This is a genomic window from Roseateles sp. P5_B10 (assembly GCF_056400485.1).
Map to the genome: position 1 here is coordinate 1 of NZ_JBFULE010000053.1, position 17439 is coordinate 17439.

General features: G+C 66.9%; 16 protein-coding genes. 8 read left to right on the plus strand and 8 right to left on the minus strand.

Going from position 1 to position 17439, the window contains the following annotated elements:
• Both alaS and AC1DU6_RS06205 read left to right on the plus strand, forming a co-directional pair.
• Positions 1 to 2018, plus strand: a 2018-nt coding sequence (alaS, locus tag AC1DU6_RS06200; RefSeq protein WP_477856333.1) for an alanine--tRNA ligase, incomplete at its 5' end; no start/stop codon positions are given.
• Positions 2019 to 2268: 250 nt separating this feature from the next.
• The gene (locus AC1DU6_RS06205) at positions 2269 to 3405 is read left to right on the plus strand and encodes a serine hydrolase domain-containing protein (RefSeq protein ID WP_457323890.1); all 1137 of its coding nucleotides are present in this window, start codon (positions 2269 to 2271) and stop codon (positions 3403 to 3405) included.
• 28 nt (positions 3406 to 3433) lie between these two features.
• Here AC1DU6_RS06205 and AC1DU6_RS06210 read toward each other — a convergent pair whose 3' ends face one another.
• From AC1DU6_RS06210 to AC1DU6_RS06230, 5 genes are all read right to left on the minus strand, one after another.
• Positions 3434 to 5554, minus strand: a complete 2121-nt coding sequence (locus tag AC1DU6_RS06210; RefSeq protein ID WP_477856334.1) for a methyl-accepting chemotaxis protein — start codon at positions 5552 to 5554, stop codon at positions 3434 to 3436.
• A gap of 86 nt (positions 5555 to 5640) precedes the next feature.
• Positions 5641 to 6165, minus strand: coding sequence for a chemotaxis protein CheW (locus tag AC1DU6_RS06215; RefSeq protein ID WP_056199343.1), 525 nt, complete (start codon positions 6163 to 6165; stop codon positions 5641 to 5643).
• 29 nt (positions 6166 to 6194) lie between these two features.
• The gene (locus AC1DU6_RS06220; protein WP_477856335.1) at positions 6195 to 8318 is read right to left on the minus strand and encodes a chemotaxis protein CheA; all 2124 of its coding nucleotides are present in this window, start codon (positions 8316 to 8318) and stop codon (positions 6195 to 6197) included.
• 25 nt (positions 8319 to 8343) lie between these two features.
• On the minus strand, positions 8344 to 8706 hold the full coding sequence (locus AC1DU6_RS06225) for a response regulator (RefSeq protein ID WP_056199337.1): 363 nt from the start codon (positions 8704 to 8706) through the stop codon (positions 8344 to 8346).
• A gap of 54 nt (positions 8707 to 8760) precedes the next feature.
• Positions 8761 to 9228 carry a hypothetical protein gene (locus AC1DU6_RS06230; protein ID WP_477856336.1) on the minus strand — a complete coding sequence of 156 codons (468 nt, stop codon included), beginning with the start codon at positions 9226 to 9228 and terminating at the stop codon, positions 8761 to 8763.
• Between the two features lie 197 nt (positions 9229 to 9425).
• Here AC1DU6_RS06230 and AC1DU6_RS06235 point away from each other — a divergent pair, with 197 nt between their 5' ends.
• The 6 genes from AC1DU6_RS06235 (at position 9426) to AC1DU6_RS06260 (ending at position 15932) form a co-directional block, all read left to right on the plus strand.
• Entirely contained in the window at positions 9426 to 10583 is a 1158-nt protein-coding gene (locus AC1DU6_RS06235) for a sensor histidine kinase (RefSeq protein WP_477856337.1), read from the plus strand.
• Positions 10580 to 11227: a response regulator gene (locus tag AC1DU6_RS06240; protein WP_056199324.1), complete on the plus strand. Its 648-nt coding sequence runs from the start codon at positions 10580 to 10582 to the stop codon at positions 11225 to 11227. The genes AC1DU6_RS06235 and AC1DU6_RS06240 overlap by 4 nt, the downstream gene beginning before the upstream one ends.
• Positions 11228 to 11443: 216 nt before the next feature.
• Positions 11444 to 12664: an efflux RND transporter periplasmic adaptor subunit gene (locus AC1DU6_RS06245; protein ID WP_457325557.1), complete on the plus strand. Its 1221-nt coding sequence runs from the start codon at positions 11444 to 11446 to the stop codon at positions 12662 to 12664.
• Positions 12665 to 12668: 4 nt separating this feature from the next.
• Complete coding sequence (locus AC1DU6_RS06250; protein ID WP_477856338.1) at positions 12669 to 13355, plus strand: ABC transporter ATP-binding protein; 687 nt, start codon at positions 12669 to 12671, stop codon at positions 13353 to 13355.
• A gap of 88 nt (positions 13356 to 13443) precedes the next feature.
• Positions 13444 to 14613 (plus strand): ABC transporter permease, encoded by a 1170-nt coding sequence (locus AC1DU6_RS06255; protein ID WP_056199318.1) that lies wholly within the window; start codon positions 13444 to 13446, stop codon positions 14611 to 14613.
• 2 nt (positions 14614 to 14615) lie between these two features.
• The gene (locus tag AC1DU6_RS06260) at positions 14616 to 15932 is read left to right on the plus strand and encodes an ABC transporter permease (protein ID WP_477856339.1); all 1317 of its coding nucleotides are present in this window, start codon (positions 14616 to 14618) and stop codon (positions 15930 to 15932) included.
• Here AC1DU6_RS06260 and fliR read toward each other — a convergent pair.
• From fliR to AC1DU6_RS06275, 3 genes are all read right to left on the minus strand, one after another.
• A complete protein-coding gene (fliR, locus tag AC1DU6_RS06265; RefSeq protein WP_477856340.1) occupies positions 15929 to 16693 on the minus strand; it encodes a flagellar biosynthetic protein FliR in 765 nt (254 codons plus the stop codon). The two genes, AC1DU6_RS06260 and fliR, sit on opposite strands and share 4 nt — an antisense overlap.
• A 57-nt stretch (positions 16694 to 16750) precedes the next feature.
• Positions 16751 to 17020 carry a flagellar biosynthesis protein FliQ gene (fliQ, locus tag AC1DU6_RS06270; RefSeq protein WP_056199307.1) on the minus strand — a complete coding sequence of 90 codons (270 nt, stop codon included), beginning with the start codon at positions 17018 to 17020 and terminating at the stop codon, positions 16751 to 16753.
• 2 nt (positions 17021 to 17022) lie between these two features.
• A partial coding sequence (locus AC1DU6_RS06275) for a flagellar type III secretion system pore protein FliP (protein ID WP_477856341.1) occupies positions 17023 to 17439 on the minus strand: 417 nt, incomplete at its 5' end.

Consider the following 17439-nt stretch of genomic DNA (forward strand, 5'->3'; position numbering starts at 1 on the left):
GCTACATCGAGATCTGGAACAACGTCTTCATGCAGTTCAACCGGACTGAAGACGGCGTGATGCACCCGCTGCCCAAGCCGAGCGTGGACACGGGCATGGGCCTGGAGCGCCTGGCTGCGGTTCTGCAGCATGTGCATTCCAACTATGAGATCGACACCTTCGTGACGCTGCTGGCTGCGGCCAAAAAGGCTGTGGACGCGGCCGGTGGTGGCGACTGTGACGCCACCAGCCCGTCGCTGAAGGTCATCGCCGACCACATCCGCGCCTGCTCGTTCACCATCGTCGACGGTGTCATTCCCGGCAACGCCGGCCGCGGCTATGTGCTGCGCCGCATCGCCCGCCGCGCCATCCGCCACGGCTACAAGCTCGGCGCCCGCACGCCGTTCTTCCACAAGCTGGTCGCGGCGCTGAGCGCCGAGATGGGCGAGGCCTATCCCGAGCTGCGCCAGGCGCAGGCCCGTGTGACCGATGTGCTGAAGCAGGAGGAAGAGCGCTTCTTCCAGACCATCGCCACCGGCATGGAAATCCTCGAGGCCGCGCTGGCCAAGGGCGGCAACGTCGATGGCGACACGGCCTTCAAGCTGCATGACACCTACGGCTTCCCGGTCGACCTGACCGCCGACGTCTGCCGCGAGCGCGGCGTGACGGTGGACGAGACGCGCTTCAACGAACTGCTGGACGAGCAGAAGAACCGCGCCCGCGCCGCCGGCAAGTTCAAGATGGCGCAAGGCCTGGCCTACAGCGGCGCGCCGACCGAGTTCCACGGCTACGAGCACCTCGTCTGCGAGCACAGCAAGGTCACCGCCATCTACATCGATGGCGCTCAGGTCAACGAGGCGCAGGCTGGTGACGACGCYGTCATCGTGCTCGACCACACGCCCTTCTACGCCGAGAGCGGCGGCCAGGTCGGCGACGCCGGCGAGCTGCGCAACGGCACGACGCGCGTCGTCGTCGCGGACACGATCAAGATCCAGGCCGATGTGTTCGGCCATCATGGCCAGGTCGTGGAAGGCTCGGTCAAGGTGGGCGATGTGTTCGTTGCCCGCGTTGACGCCGAGCGCCGCGCCAAGACCGTGCGCAACCACAGCGCCACCCACCTGATGCACAAGGCCCTGCGCGAGGTGCTGGGTGCCCACGTGCAGCAGAAGGGCTCGCTGGTTACGCCTGAGCGCACGCGCTTCGACTTCGCGCACAACGCGCCGATGACGGCCGAGGAGATCCGCGAGGTCGAGTCGCTCGTGAATGCCGAGATCCTGGGCAATGCCGGGGCCAACGCCCAGGTCATGGCGCTGGACGACGCGCAGAAGTCGGGCGCCATGATGCTTTTCGGCGAGAAGTACGGCGAGACGGTGCGGGTGCTGTCCATCGGCTCCTCCAAGGAGCTGTGCGGCGGCACCCATGTGAAGGCCACGGGCGACATCGGCCTGTTCAAGATCGTGGCCGAGTCGGGCGTTGCAGCTGGCATCCGCCGCGTCGAAGCCGTCACCGGCGACAACGCGCTGGCCTATCTGCAGCTGCTGGAAACCACGGTGCAGGGTGCCGCGATGACGCTCAAGACCTCGCCGCACGAGCTGGGTGCCCGTCTGCACGCGGTGCTGGACCAGATCAAGTCGTTGGAGAAGGAACTCAYCGCTGCCAAGAGCAAGCTGGCCTCCGCCCAGGGCGATGAGCTGCTGGCCCAGGCCGTGGACGTGGGTGGCATCAAGGTGCTGGCCGCCAAGCTGGAAGGCGCCGACGCCAAGACGCTGCGCGAGACCATGGACAAGCTCAAGGACAAGCTGAAGACGGCGGCCATCGTGCTGGCCGCGGTCGACGGCGACAAGGTCCAGCTGGCGGCCGGCGTGACCGCCGACAGCGTGGGCAAGGTCAAGGCCGGCGAGCTCGTCAACTTCGTCGCCCAGCAGGTGGGCGGCAAGGGCGGCGGCAAGCCCGACCTTGCCATGGCCGGCGGCACGCAGCCGGCCGGCGTGGCCGCGGCGCTGCAGAGCGTGGCGGGCTGGGTGGCTGAGCGCGTGTAGTCAACACCTGGCCCTCGCCCTGAACAGGCCCGCTGATCGCGGGCCTTTTTCTTTGATGGATACGGCCTGGGGCAGCAAGCTGCCGACCATGCCGACGATCGTGCGTTTCGTCGGCAAGTGCTGGCCCGCGAGGAGGGCGCCGACAACACTGCGCCGGCCCTCCAACCCTCCCCATGCCGCATGGCGGGCGGTCCTGCCTCGCCGTGTCGAGCCGCGGGATCGGTGTGTCCAGAACAGAAGAAACCCCGTGATGAACCACAGAATCTGCGCGATCGCCCTGGCCGCATGCGCCGCCTCGTTCACAGTCCTTGCAGCCGATGCGCCGCAGGCGCCCGCGTCTGCGGTCAAGGCGGCGCCCACCCTCGGTCTGCAGGCTCGCCTCGAAACCAGCGTGGGCGGCAAGGTGCCCGCCATGGGCGCCGTGGTGATACGCGGTGGCCAGGTGACGGAGCTTGTGGTGGCCGGCCTGCGCGCCAAGGGCGACGCCGAACCGGTCCGGCCGGGCGATGTCTGGCACCTCGGCTCCAACGGCAAGGCCATGACGGCCACGATGGTCGCGCGGCTGGTGGAACGGGGCGTGTTGTCCTGGGACGCCCCGCTGAGTCAGTTGCTACCCGAGCTGGCCGTGGACATGCAGGCCGCCTATCGTGACGTCACCCTGCGTGACCTGCTCGCACACCAGGCCGGCCTGCAAGCGGACATTGATGAATCCTGGATGGCGGTGTTCTACAAAGACAAGCGCCCTTTGCACGAACAGCGCCTGGCCTTCGCCCGCATCGCGTTGGCGCAGCCTCCCGCCTTTGCACGCGGTGCCGGCGACGGCTACTCGAACTCGGGTGTGCTGATCGCCGGCCTGGCCGCCGAGCGCGCCGCTGGCTTGCCCTACGAGACCCTGTTGCAACGCGAGCTGTTCGAGCCGCTGGGCCTGCGCAGCGCGGGGTTTGGTGCCACCCACCGCGGCCAGCCCTTGGGGCACAAGGCTGGCGAACCCGTCGAAGGCGTGGAGGCGGACAACCCCGCCGTCATTGCGCCGGCCGGGGGCATCACCATGTCGCTGGAAGACTGGTCCAAGTTCGCGGTCGACCAGATGGCCGGCGAGCACGGACGCGGCAAGCTGCTGAAGGCGCAGACCTACCACCTGTTGCACCAACCGGCGCGTGAAGGCGGCAAGTTTGCGCTTGGTTGGCGGGCGCAGAACAGCATGGCCGGCGTGAACGCCCGCCACCTCGCCCACACCGGCAGCAATCAGGCCTGGTTCGCCCTCATCGTGCTGAAGCCGGACGCCGAAGATGCCGTGCTGGTGACCAGCAACGCCAGCGAGGACGTCGAGGCCGACAAAGCCGTCCGCGCGGTGGCAGTTGCCACGCTCAAGGCCATGGCGCCCTAGGCGGGCATCAACAAGGAGCGCCCAGGGCTCAGAAGGTTTCCCAGTCGCCTTCGGCGGCCGCCGGTGCCGGTGCCGGTGCCGGGGCAGGGCGGGGCGCGACGACGGAGGCGGGCTTCGCGGCAGCGGGCTTGGGTGCTGCCGCCTTGAAAGGCGCCTTGGGTGCTGCGGCCTTTGGAGCGGGTGCGTGCGCCTTCGTCGGTGCCGGGGCGCTGGCCCTGCGCTGCGGCTCGCTGCCGGCCACGCGGAACACGGCGACGGCCTCGACAAGGCGCTGGGCTTGCTCCTTCAGGCTCTCGGCCGCGGCGGCGGACTCTTCCACCAGGGCGGCGTTCTGCTGCGTCATCTGGTCGAGCTGCACGACCGAGGTGTTGACCGAATTGATGCCCTCGCTCTGCTCGGTGGCGGCCGAGCTGATCTCGCCAATGATGTCCTGCACGCGCTGCACGCTGGAGACGATCTCGCCCATCGTCGTGCCGGCCGTCTGCACCAGGCGGGCGCCGTTCTCGACGCGCTCGACGCTGTTGCCGATCAGGGCCTTGATCTGCTTGGCCGCCTCCGCGCTGCGGCCGGCCAGGGAACGCACCTCGCCGGCCACGACCGCGAAGCCGCGGCCCTGCTCGCCGGCACGGGCCGCTTCCACGGCGGCGTTCAGCGCCAGGATGTTGGTCTGGAAGGCGATGCCGTCGATGGTGCCGATGATGTCGGAGATCTTCTTGCTGGCGACATTGATCTCGTCCATGGTCGTGACGACCTGGCCGACGACCTCGCCGCCGCGTGTCGCGGCCGCCACGGCGGACTGCACGAGTTGGTTGGCCGTGCGGGCCGAGTCAGCGGTCTGCCGCACGGTGCCGGTCAGTTCGCTCATGGACGAAGCAGCGTTCTGCAGGTTGCTGGCTGTCTGCTCGGTGCGCTGGCTCAAATCCAGGTTGCCGGTCGCGATCTCGGTGCTGGCCGTGCCGATGCTGTCGACCGAGTTGCGCACCGTGCCGATGGTGGTGGCCAGGCGCTGGCGCATGCCCTCGGTGTCCTGGATCAGTGAGCCGATCTCGTCGTTGCGACTGCTGCTGACCGACTGGGTCAGGTCGCCCTCGGCAATCGCGCCGACGGCCTTCTGCAGCGAGGCCAGCGGCTGTGCGACCCAACGGCGCATCATCCACATCAACCCGAAGCCCAGGCCCACGGCAGTCAGTGCGAGGGCGCCCCAGAAGAACCACAGCGTCGTGCGGCCGGCGGCCTGAGCCTCGCCGCGTGAGACCTGGGCGACGACCCAGTAGCCGGTCTTCTCGCTCTTGCGCGCCACGGCGAAGTTGTCGGTCTTGCCGTTGCCCAGCACATCGGGCACGTCGTCCAGCACGACGGCGCTGGCGGTCTGTTCGGCCAGCGTCTTCTCGAAGCCGGGTGCGACGCTGGACAGCAGCTTGCCCTTGGCCGACGGGTGTGCGGCGAGCAGGGCCTTGGTCGGGTCCTTGGGCACGGCCACGATATAGGTGCCGCCGTGCTCGAAGAACTTGGCGCTGCCGGCCATGCGGTCCATGGCGAGCTCGAAGGCGTCGAGGTCGAAGCCGACGAAGAGGATGCCGATGACCTTGCCGGCGTCGCTTTTGATCGGTTCGTAATGCGTCATGTAGGCGCGGCCGAACAGCAGCGCGCGGCCGGTGTAGGGCTTGCCGGCGGAAACCGTGGCGTGGGCAGGGTGCTGCTTGCCCAGCATCGTGCCCATGGCACGCTCGCCCTTCTCGTTCTTCAGCGAGGTCGTGATGCGTTCGAAGTCGTCGCCCTTGGCCGCGAAGACGGTGGCCACGCCGCCGTTGACGGCCGCGAACTTGTCGACCTGGGTGAAGTTGCCATTGAGCTTGGGCCCCCAGTCGCGCAGGTCGCCGGTGGCCTCGTCCAGCGTGAAGCTGGGGCCGAAATCCTGGCGGAAGGAGCCAAAGCTGCGCTGGATCTGCTTGGCGGCGACGTCGTCCATCRCCTGCATCGCGTCGATCAGCGACTCGGCCTTGTCGCCGACCCAGGTCTGCACCTGGTCATTGGCGGACCGCTTCAGCAGCGTGCCGACGATAAGGCTGACACCCAGCAGCACCACTGCAACGGCGACTGCGCCGGTCAGAGACACCTGGCGGGCAATGGAGTTGTTGGGCTGACTCATGCGAATCTCCAGGGGCCAAAGCAAGCAAGGCTCCGCACACCCCGCCTCGTTGCGGGGGCACGTGAACAGGAATCAGGGCAGGGCGGTCAAGCGGCGATGGCCGCTTCCATCAGGCCCATCTCGGCACTGCTCATCAGGCCTTCGATGTCCATCAGGATCAACATGCGGTCGCCGACGGACCCGATGCCGGTGATGAAGCTGGTATCCACCGACGCCGAGCTCAACTCGGGGGCCGGCTTGATCGCGTCGCGGCTCAGCTCCAGCACGTCGGAGACCGAGTCCACGACGGCGCCGACGACGCGGTTCTTCACGTTCAGCACGATGACGACCGTGAAGCTGTTGTACTCGGCGCTCGGGCAGTTCAGCTTCAGGCGCAGGTCGACGATGGGCACGATGACGCCGCGCAGGTTGACGACACCCTTGATGAAGTCCGGCGCATTGGCGATGCGCGTGGGCTGCTCGTAGGAACGGATCTCCTGCACTTTCAGGATGTCGATGCCGTATTCCTCGGAGCCCAGGCGGAAGGTCAGGTACTCGCCGCTCTTGGGGCCATGGGCCTTGGCGCTGAGGGCACCGGGTTGGCGCAGGGCAGGGACGTTGCTGGCTTCCATGCAGACCTCCTAGTTATGTGTGTGATGGTTCAATGGCGCGAACGACGCACAAGGCTGCCGACGTCCAGGATCAAGGCCACGCGGCCGTCGCCCATGATGGTGGCGCCGGACACGTCATTGACCTTGCGGTAGTTGGCTTCGAGGTTCTTGACGACGACCTGCTGCTGGCCGAGCAGTTCGTCCACCAGCAGCGCGACGCGGCCGCCTTCGGCCTCGACGACGACCATGATGGAGCTGACATGCTCGAAGTCGAAGCGCGGCACGTCGAACACCTTCTCAAGCTCGATGACGGGCATGTACTCGTCACGCACCTCGACGACGCGGCCGGAGCCGGCGACGGTCTTGATGGTGTCGGACTGCACCTGGAAGGATTCGACGACGGAGGACAGCGGCAGGATGTAGCACTCGTCGCCAACGCCCACGCTCATGCCGTCCATGATGGCGAGTGTGAGCGGCAGGCGCACGGACACCTTCATGCCGTAGCCTTCCGCCGAGTCGATCTCGACCGTGCCGCCCAGCGACGTGATGTTCTTCTTCACAACGTCCATGCCGACGCCGCGGCCGGACACGTCGGTGACCACGTCGGCCGTGGAAAAGCCGGGCGCGAAGATCAGGCTCCAGCACTCGGCATCGGTCATCGTGTCCGGCGCGTCGATGCCCTTTTCGCGGGCCTTCTTGATGAGCTTCTCGCGGTTCAGGCCGCGGCCGTCGTCGCGTACCTCGATGACGATGCTGCCGCCCTGGTGGGAAGCGACCAGCGTGATCGTGCCTTGCTCGGGCTTGCCGCGGGCGGTGCGGTCTTCCGGCATCTCGATGCCGTGGTCGCAGCTGTTGCGCACCAGGTGGGTCAGCGGGTCGGTGATCTTCTCGACCAGGCTCTTGTCCAGTTCGGTGGCTTCACCCTGGGTGACCAGTTCGACCTTCTTGCCCAACTTGGCCGCCAGGTCGCGCAGCATGCGCGGGAAGCGGTTGAAGACCGTCGACATCGGAATCATCCGGATCGACATGACCGATTCCTGCAGGTCGCGCGTGTTGCGCTCCAGGTCGGCCAGGCCCGAGGTCAGCTGCTGGTACATCGCCGGGTCGAGTTCGCGGCTGTTCTGGGCCAGCATGGCCTGGGTGATGACGAGTTCGCCGACGAGGTTGATGAGCTGGTCGACCTTCTCGATCGACACGCGCAGCGTCGTCTGGTCCATGGCCGCGGGCTTGGCCTCGGCCTTGGCGACCGGCGTGGCGGGGCGGGTCGGCACGATGGCGGCCGTGGGCGCGGCCTCCGCGGCGGGCGCTGCCGCAGCGACACTTTCGGGCACGCCGGGGGCGTCATCGAAGAAGCCGTAGCCGGGGTCGGCGGACGGTGCCTCGGCCGGTGGTGCGCCGGGCGCACCGTCGTAGAAGCCGAAGCCGGGGCCGAGCGGGATCAGCTTGACCTGCTCGCGGGCGACGTGGAAGGTGAAGAGGTCCAGCAGGTCGTTGTCGGTCGAGCTGGTCAGCACCTTGAAGCGGCGCATGCCGTCGGAACTCTGGCCGGCGTCCAGCGGCTCGATGTTGCCGAGGTCGGTGATTTCCTTGAACAGCTCGACCAGGTTGTCGGCCAGGCTGAGGTCGGTCAGCGGGCCGACCTGCAGTTCCAGCAGTCGCGCGCCGGACTTGAGCGGTACGGCGGGCGCGGCGGCAGCGGGCGCGGGTGCAGCCTTGGGTGCCGGAGCGGCTGCTGCAGGTGCGGGCGCGCCGCCGCCTTCGACGAAGCTCTTGATGCTGACCAGCAGGTCGGTCGTGTCGAATACGTCGCCGCCCGAGCCCTGATGGCGGGCGAGCTGGGTGCGCAGCGCGTCGCCGGACTGCAGCAGCACGTCCACCATGGCGGCATTGGGCTGCAGCTCGTGGCGGCGCAGCTTGTCCAGCAGCGTCTCCATCTGGTGGGTCAGCTCGGCGACATCGCTGAAGCCGAAGGTTGCCGCGCCACCCTTGATGGAGTGGGCGCAGCGGAAGATGGCGTTCAACTCCTCGTCGTCGGCCGCCTCGACGTTCACATTGAGCAGCAGCCGCTCCATGTTGTCGAGGTTCTCGCCGGCTTCCTCGAAGAAGACCTGGTAGAACTGGCTGAGGTCGATGCCAGCACTGATGCTGGCGCCTTCTGTGGTCATGTCGCCCATGGCTGTTGCTCCGGTGGACCGAACTTCAGCGAATGACCTTGCCGATCACTTCGATCAGCTTGGCCGGGTCAAAGGGCTTGACCAGCCAGCCGGTGGCGCCGGCAGCCCGGCCCGCCTGCTTCATCGCATCGCTGGACTCGGTGGTCAGGATCAGGATGGGCGTGGTCTTGAACTTGGGGTTCTCGCGCAGCTTCTTGGTCAGGCTGATGCCATCCATGCGCGGCATGTTCTGGTCGGTCAGCACCAGGTCGAAATCACGCTGGCCCGATTTCTCCCAGGCGTCCTGCCCATCCACAGCTTCCACCACGTTGAAGCCGGCGTTCTTGAGCGTGAAGGCCACCATCTGGCGCATCGAGGCCGAATCGTCGACAGCGAGGATTGAGTGCATTTGAGTTTTCTCCGAGAGAACGTTGCCTGGGGGCTGAATTTAGCTTGGGGGGATTCAGAAAAGTTCGATGGAGCCGGCGTCCATCTCATCCTGCGTGACCGGGTTGGGCCGCAGCGGTGCGATCTCGACGACGGCCGCGCCGTCCTCGTCATCCGCACCGAAGGCGTCGCGGGCCAATTGGTCGGCGCAGTTGCGCAGGCGCTGGCTGGTGTGGGCGATGAGCTGGGTTGCCATGTCCTGGAACTGCAGCGCTGTGATGGCGCCAGCAATGTCCTGCATGATCTGCTTGAGGCCTTCGGAGGCCGGCGTGCCGTCGCTGCTGYTGAGCAGGGACATGACCTCGCCGGACGCGCTGTAGAAATGCGTGGACAGGGCTTCACCGGCATCGTCGAGAAGGCGCTGCAGGCGCTCAAGGTCGTTCGTCACCGTCATCAGGTGATCCTGCAGTTCCGCGGCCGCCAGCAGCGGCATGGCGGCCACGGCTCCATCGAATTCGGCGGCGGTGGAAGGTTCTGTCTGCATCGTGTCTCCGCGAGGGGATGCTGCTTCTTGTCCCAGCCCTGTGGATACCCTCAGGGCGAATGCATCATGGCATGTTCACTCCTTTTTCGGCCCCTGTCGACCTGGAGATGTCACGAGAACGAGCCGTATTACCGCTCTGACCCGCGTCGAGTGTGGCGCCGGGCCACCTGCCGCGAGCGGCGGCATACTGCGCCCCCATGACGATTTCTGCTGTGGAGCAGGCGCCCCGGGTCCTGCGTGTGCTGCATGTCGAGGATTCCGAACTCGACCATCAACTCATCCTTGCCCAGCTCGGCCGTGCGGGGCTCAAGGTCGAGATGCAGAGGCTGGACGCCTTGCCCGCCGTGCTGGCCGCGCTGGAGCGCCCCTGGGACGCCATCATCTCGGACTACAACCTGCCTGGCTACTCGGGCCTGGATGTGCTGGAGGCGGTGAAGGCGCGCCAGCTGCTGACGCCTTTCATCCTCGTTTCCGGCGAGATCGGCGAGGACACCGCCGTGGGCGCGATGCGCAATGGCGCCTCCGACTACCTGCTGAAGAACAACCTGAACCGGCTGGCACCCGCCCTGCTGCATGCCATCGACGCCGCCGAGAACGAAAAGGCCCGGGTGGCCGCCGATCACGAACTGGTCAAGTCCAAGCAGCGCCTGCACCAGCTGGCCGGCCACCTGCAGACCAGCGTCGAACTGGAGCGGGCCGCCATCGCGCGGGAGATCCATGACGACGTCGGCGGGTCCTTGACCGCCGTCAAGTTCGACCTCGCCTGGATCGACCGCCATGCCCAGGAGCCTGAGGTGCGCCAGCGCGTTGCCGCGGCATTGKAGACCGTGAATGCCGCCATCGAGGCCAGCCAGCGCATCATGCACAACCTGCGTCCGGCTATCCTGGAGCAGGGCCTGGTTGCCGCCCTGCAGTGGATGACGGCCCGTTTCGAACGCCGCACCGGCATCGAGGCTGGCCTGCGCATCGGCGAAGAGCGGCTGGCGCTGCCCTCCGGCGTGCCGCTGGTGGCTTACCGCACGGCGCAGGAGGCGCTGACCAATGTATCCAAGCATGCGCTGGCGACCCGGGTCGACATCGAACTCAGCCAGGACTCCGGCGTGCTGACGCTGGAGATCCGCGACAACGGGCGCGGCATGGGGCGGGGCGACCTCGCCAAGGAGCGGTCCTTCGGCATCCGTGGCCTGCACGAGCGCGCCGCGACGGTGGGCGGCTGGGTCGACCTGTCCAGCCCGCCGGGCGGCGGCACCAGCCTGATCCTGACCGTGCCGCTGGCCCAGGACGCCATCGACGCACTGGACGACTCGACCGACTTCGGCAAGGATGACGGCCAATCCATCTGGGGACGCGCGTGATCAAGGTCATCCTCTGCGACGACCACGGCCTGATCCGCCGCGGCATCCGTGACACGTTGGCGGATGCCCAGGACATCGAGGTCATTGGCGAGGCCGGCGACTACACCGAGCTGCGCGGCCTGCTGCACACCCTGGGCAAGGACAACCCCTGCGACGTGCTGGTGCTGGACATCAACATGCCCGGCCGCTCCGGCCTGGACGTGCTGCATGTGCTCAAGGACGAGGGCAACCCGGTACGCACGCTGATCGTGTCCATGTATCCCGAGGACCAGTACGCCATCCGCGCGCTCAAGGCCGGCGCCTATGGCTATGTCAACAAGGGCGGCGACCCCGCCACGCTGGTGCAGGCCGTGCGCACCGTGGCCCAGGGTCGAAAATATGTAACGCCCGAGATCGCGCAGATGCTGGTCGAAAGCCTGACCGCGCCCGTCACCGAGCAGGCCCACCACAAGCTCTCCGACCGCGAGCTGCAGACCCTGGTCATGATCGCCTCGGGCAAGCGCCTGTCCGACATCGCCGAGGAGCTGATGCTCAGCCCCAAGACCGTCAGCGTCTACCGCGCCCGCATGCTGGAGAAACTGGGCCTGAGCAACAACTCCGAGTTGACGGTCTATGCCATCCGCAACGGACTCGTCGCCAGCTGAATGACGCCGGCGCGCCAAGCCTGACGGCCGCCGTTCATCGCCCCTGGCTGTCGATTCGCCACCGCCAGACGCCGTCCATCGATTGATGACATGCTGTGGCAGCAGCCACTGCACAATCCGCCCCGGTTCCAAATGGGTGGTCGAAAGACCGGTGCTGCTGCGGGCCTGAGGGTCCGCCCAAGCCAACTGTTCAGGGGGCATGTCATCGATACCGGATTGCTGAAAGAGTTGCGCATCGACGGTGCGCATCGCGAGGACCATGGCGACGGCGGGCCGCCCAAGTGGGTCTGGGCCCTGGTGGTGGCCGTCGTGCTGCTGGCCGCGGGCGGCGCCTGGGCCTGGTGGTGGCTGTCGGGGAACAAGCCGATCCCGGTGCAGACGGTCACGGTTCGCGCCAACGGTCAGGGCGCCAGCGCCGATGCGGTCCTGCAGGCGACGGGTTATGTGACGGCGCGCCGCATGGCGACCGTCTCGGCCCAGATGACCGGCACGCTGACTGAGGTGCTCATCGACGAGGGCTTCAAGGTCAAGAAGGGGCAGGTCCTGGCCCGGCTCGATGACACCGGCTTGAAGGCCGGCCTCGCCGCGGCCCAGGCGCAGATCCGCACGGCCGAAGCCAATCTCGGCCAGGTGCGCGCCCAGCTCGCCCAGGCCCAGGCCGACGAGCGCCGCCAGGCCGAGCTGAACGCCAGCGGCATGACGACGCGCCAGTCGCGCGAGCAGGCGGCCACGGCGGTGAAGACCGTGTCCGCGCAGATGGAAGCGTCTCAGCGCCAGATCGAGGCCGCCCAGGCCCAGGCGCGGCAGGCGCGCGTCAACTTCGACTACGCCACCGTGCGGGCGCCGTTTGACGGCGTCGTCACGGCCCGCGCGGCGCAGGTGGGCGAGATCATCTCGCCGCTGTCCGCCGGCGGGGGTTTTACCCGTACCGGCGTGGGCACCATCGTCGACATGGACTCGCTGGAAGTGAACGTCGACGTCAACGAGGCCTACATCGCCCAGGTCAAGCCCGACATGCCCTGCGAAGCCGTTCTCGACGCCTACCCGGACTGGAAGATCCCGGCCCATGTCGTTGCCGTCATCCCGAGCGCCGATCGTGGCAAGGCCACGGTCAAGGTGCGTGTGGCACTGGAAAAGAAGGACGAACGTCTGGTGCCCGACATGGGCGTGCGCGTGAGTTTCCTGGCGGCCAAGCCCAAGACCGAAGCCAAACCGGTACCCGGCGTGCTGCTGCCGCCGGAGGCCCTGGTGCAGCGCGACGGCGGCGACGCCGTGTTCGTCGCCCATGACGATCGCGCGGAGCAGCGCGCCGTGAAGCTCGGCGCCGACGCGGGCAAGTTCAAGCTGGTCACCAGCGGATTGAAGGCGGGCGAAACGGTCGTGCTGTCGCCGCCCACCGAACTGAAGCAGGGTTCCAACATCGTGAAGAAGGACTGAAGAGATGAGCGCACTGATCGAGATCCGTGACCTGTCCAAGGTCTACACCCGTGGCAAGCAGAAGGTGGAAGTGCTCCACCACATCGAGCTGGATGTGCAGCAGGGCGACTTCCTTGCTTTGATGGGCCCCTCGGGCTCCGGCAAGACCACGCTGCTCAACCTCATTGGCGGCCTGGACGCTCCCAGCGGCGGCGCCATCAGCGTTGGCGGTGAACGTATCGACAAGCTGTCCGGCGCGGCGCTGGCCAAGTGGCGCGCCTCGCGCGTCGGCTTCGTGTTCCAGTTCTACAACCTGATGCCCACGCTGTCGGCGCAGAAGAACGTCGAGCTGCCACTGCTGCTGACCAAGCTGTCAGCGGGCGAGCGCAAGAAGCGCGCGGCGATTGCGCTGCAGCTCGTCGGCCTGGCCGACCGCGCCTCGCACAAGCCGACCGAACTGTCGGGCGGCCAGCAGCAGCGCGTGTCCATCGCGCGGGCCATCGTGTCGGACCCAACGCTGCTGGTCTGCGACGAACCCACCGGCGACCTGGACCGGCAATCCGCCGAGGATGTGCTGACACTGCTGCAGGCCCTCAACCGCGATCATGGCAAGACCATCGTCATGGTCACCCACGACCCTCGCGCCGCCGCCCGAGCGAGCCRCACGCTGCATCTGGACAAGGGCACGCTGGTAACCGAAGCCACCGCTTGAAGGAGCAGATGATGCCCCCACGCTCACTTTGTTCGCTGCCCCCCGAGGGGGCGTCCAGCCTCTTTGAGACGGCTCTGCGGAGGCTGGCATGAAATACCTTCATCTCATCTGGGCGGCGCTGTTCCGGCGCAAGGGCCGGACCTTCCTGACCCTGGTGTCCATCATCACGGCCTTCCTGCTGTTCGGCCTGCTGGACGCGGTGCGCGTCGGCTTCGACCAGGCCGGCAAGAGTGCCAACGGCGCCCAACGGTTGCAGACGGGCTCCAAGCTCAGCTTCATCCAGTTGCTGCCGATGTCGCTGGGCGCACGCATCTCGCAGATCGACGGCGTCAAGGATGTGGCCTTCGCCAACTGGTTCGGCGGCGCCTACCAGAAGCCCGAGAACGCGGTCTTCAGTTTTGCCGTCGCACCCAACTACCTCGACATCTACCCCGAGATGGAAGTCTCGGCCGAGCACCGCAAGGCGTTTGCCGAGACCAAGAATGGCGCCCTGGTTGGCGAAGGCCTGGCGCGCAAATTTGGCTGGAAGGTCGGCGACCAGGTGCCCATGCAGTCCACCATCTTCCCGGACCGCAACGGCAGCCAGAACTGGCCCTTCCAGATCGTCGGCATCATCCATGTGGCGGACAGGAAGGCGGCCGGCTGGTGGGACCAGATGTTCCTGCTGAACTGGAAATACTTCGACGACACCACGCCCTGGAACCAGGGCCAGGTGGGCTGGTACGTGACGCGAGTCAAGGATGTGAACCAGGCCGACCGCGTGCTCAAGGCCATCGACGAGATCTCGGCCAACTCCGACCACGAGACGCGCACCCAGACCGAGGCAGCCGCCATGTCCAGCTGGATGAAGCAGGTGGCCGACATCAACCTCATCGTCACCTCCATCATGGGTGCGGTGTTCTTCACGCTGCTGCTGCTGGCCGGCAACACCATGATGCAGGCCGTGCGTGAACGCACCGGCGAGATCGCGGTGCTGAAGACCCTGGGCTTCTCGGGTGAGAGCGTGCTTTCGATGGTGCTGGCTGAGTCGGTGCTGCTGCTGCTGATCGGCGGCACGGCCGGCCTGGGGCTGGCCAGCGTCATCGGCCCCATCGTCAGCCAAGGCAGCGGCGGCGCACTCAACCTGCCCGCGGCCGGGGTGGACAGCTGGATGATCGGCGTCGGCCTGGCCCTGCTGTTCGGCTTGGCCGTCGGCGCGTTGCCGGCGTTGCGCGCCATGCGTATCAACATCACCGATGCACTGGCCGGGAGGGCATGAGCATGAAATTCCTGAAGAACTTCGGCCTCATCCTCCTCACCGTCCTGATGCTGGCCGCGTGGATCCTCATGCCTTGGTATGGCGCCCTCGCGCTGGCCGCGCTGCTGGCGCTGTGGATGCTGCTCTTTCGCAGCGGCGCGCAGGCGCTCTCGGTCACTTCGGTGGGTATCAGCACACTGACGCAGCGGCTGGGCTCCTCGGCCGTCATCGTCGTCGGCATTGCCGGCGTGGTGGGTGTGCTCGTGTCGCTGCTGGCCATGGCCGAGGGCTATGCGCAGACCCTGCGCAACTCGGGCAGCCTGGACACCGCCATCGTCATGCGCGGCGCATCCGCCAACGAGGTGTCGTCGTCGCTGACGCGGGAGGACGTCGTGCAGATCGGGCAGGCGCCTGGGGTGTCCCGCAACGCCAAGGGCGAGCCCATCCTCTCGGCCGAAACCGTGGTGGCGGCCAACCTGCCGGTCAAGGGCGGCAAGGCCGGCGACCAGGGCAGCGCCCAGGTGCGCGGCATCAGCGAGGCCGCCTTTACCGTGCGGCCCAATGTCAAGATCGTCGAGGGCAAGGTTTTCCAGCCGGGCCTGCGGGAACTGGTCGTCGGTAAGGGCGCAGTGCGGCAGTTCGACGGGCTCACGGTGGGCGCCACGTTGAAGCTCGGCAACCAGCCCTGGACCGTCGTCGGCATCTTCGCCTCAGGCGACGCGATGGAGTCCGAACTGTGGGGCGACGCCACGATGGTCAACGACGCCTACCGCCGTGGCAAYGGTGCCAACTCGRCCACGGTGAAACTGGACAGCCCGGCGGCGATCAAGGCCTTCAGCGAATCGCTGGAGAACAACCCGCAGCTCAAGGTCAAGGCCACCACGACGGTGGAGTTCTTCGCCAAGCAGAGCGAGCAGATGACCAAGATCCTGCGCATCATCGGCATCGTGGTTGGCTCCATCATGGCCGTGGGCGCGGTGTTCGGCGCGCTGAACACCATGTTCGCCGCCGTGGCCGCACGGGCCCGCGAGATCGCCACGCTGCGGGCCATCGGCTTTCGCGGCTTGCCGGTCGTTGTCGCCGTGATGCTGGAGACAACGTTGCTGGCCTTGATCGGCGGCCTCATCGGCGGCGGCATCGCCTGGCTGATCTTCAACGGCTACGAGGCCTCCACGATGGCGGCCGGCTCGGTCGGCAAGCTCAGCTTCAACCTGGCCGTGTCGCCGGGACTGCTGTGGGAGGGCATCAAGTGGGCCTTGGCCATCGGCTTCGTGGGTGGCCTGTTCCCTGCGGTGCGGGCGGCTTCGCTGCCTGTGACGACGGCGTTGCGCGAGGCCTAACTGAATGCTGACAGCAGACGCTCCAGCGCCACCATGAACGGCGTCTGCATCAGCGGCAGGGTGGCCACCATGCCGATCAGGCCGATGCTGACGGTCAGCGGGAAGCCGACCGAGAAGACACCGATCTGAGGCGCTACGCGCGAGATCACGCCGAGCACGAGGTTGACGAACATCAGCATCGTGATCAGCGGCAGCGCGATCCACAGGCCGATGCTGAAGATCTCCGCCCCCCATTGCTGGGGCGTGGCCACGCGCAGGAAGGCGAAGGGCTCGCCTCCTACCGGGAAGGCGTGGAAGCTCTGGATCAGTGCGTTGATCAGCAGCAGATGGCCGTTGATGGCGATGAACAGGAAGGCCACCATGCTGCCGAAGAAGCGTGCGCTGGCGGTGCCCTGAGCGCCGGTGCTGGGGTCGAAGAAGCCGGCGAAGTTCAGGCCCATTTGCAGGCCGATGATTTCGCCGGCGAACTCCAGCGCCGCGAAGACGATGCGCACCGCAAAGCCCATGGACAGGCCGATCAGCAGCTGCTGGGCGACCAGCAGCGTCAGCGCGGGCAGCGAGTCCAGCGGCGTGACCGGCATCGCCGGCAGTGAGGGCTGGGAGGCGACCGAGATGAAGAGGGCCAGGCCCACGCGCAGGCGCAGCGGCACATTGCGCTGGCTGAAGGTGGGCATGCCGGCGAACAGGGCCAGTGTGCGGATGAAGGGCCAGAGCAGCGGGYTCAGCCAGGCGAGGAGTTGAGCTTCGGTGACGGAGAACATTGGGTTGTTGTTGCTCCGTTCAGGGCCTGTCGCTTGGGCACCAGCTCATGGCGTCAGCTATCCCACCACATTCGGAATCGTCATCAACGTCCTTTGGATGTACTCGACGAGCGTCGTCATCATCCACGGCCCCGCAACGGCCAGCGTCAGCACCGTGGCGATGACCTTGGGCACGAAGGACAGCGTCGCCTCGTTGATCTGCGTGGCTGCCTGGATCACGCTGACGACGACGCCGACGAGCAGCACGACGATGAGCACCGGTGCGGCGACCAGCATCATCATGTAGAGGCCCTGCTGGCCAAAGGTGAAGACTTGTTGAGCATCCATGGTCAGGTCACAAAGGAAGCGGCAAGAGAACCGAGAAGCAAATTCCAGCCGTCCGCCAAGACGAACAGCATCAGCTTGAAGGGCAGGGCGACGAGCACGGGCGACAGCATCATCATGCCCAGGCTCATCAGTACGCTCGCCACGATCATGTCGATGACGAGGAAGGGGATGAAGATCAGGAAGGCGATCTGGAAGGCGCTCTTCAGCTCGCTGGTCACGAAGGCCGGCACCAGCACCTTGAAGGGCACGTCCTCGGCCTTGACGCTGGCATCCAGCTTGGCCAGGCGCGAGAACAGGGCCACGTCGGCCTGGCGCGTCTGCTTGAGCATGAAGCCGCGCATCGGCACCTCGGCGCGCTTCAAGGCCTCGTCGAACTGGATGGTGCCGGCGCTGTAGGACTGCCAGGCCTCGGCGTAGAC

Bases quoted from the DNA above. Each gene is read 5' to 3' on its own strand.
- AC1DU6_RS06205 (WP_457323890.1), top strand. From the start codon at position 2,269: ATGAACCACAGAATCTGCGCGATCGCCCTGGCCGCATGCGCCGCCTCG.
- AC1DU6_RS06215 (WP_056199343.1), bottom strand. From the start codon at position 6,165: ATGGAAGCCAGCAACGTCCCTGCCCTGCGCCAACCCGGTGCCCTCAGC.
- AC1DU6_RS06220 (WP_477856335.1), bottom strand. From the start codon at position 8,318: ATGGGCGACATGACCACAGAAGGCGCCAGCATCAGTGCTGGCATCGAC.
- AC1DU6_RS06225 (WP_056199337.1), bottom strand. From the start codon at position 8,706: ATGCACTCAATCCTCGCTGTCGACGATTCGGCCTCGATGCGCCAGATG.
- AC1DU6_RS06255 (WP_056199318.1), top strand. From the start codon at position 13,444: ATGAAATACCTTCATCTCATCTGGGCGGCGCTGTTCCGGCGCAAGGGC.
- fliQ (WP_056199307.1), bottom strand. From the start codon at position 17,020: ATGGATGCTCAACAAGTCTTCACCTTTGGCCAGCAGGGCCTCTACATG.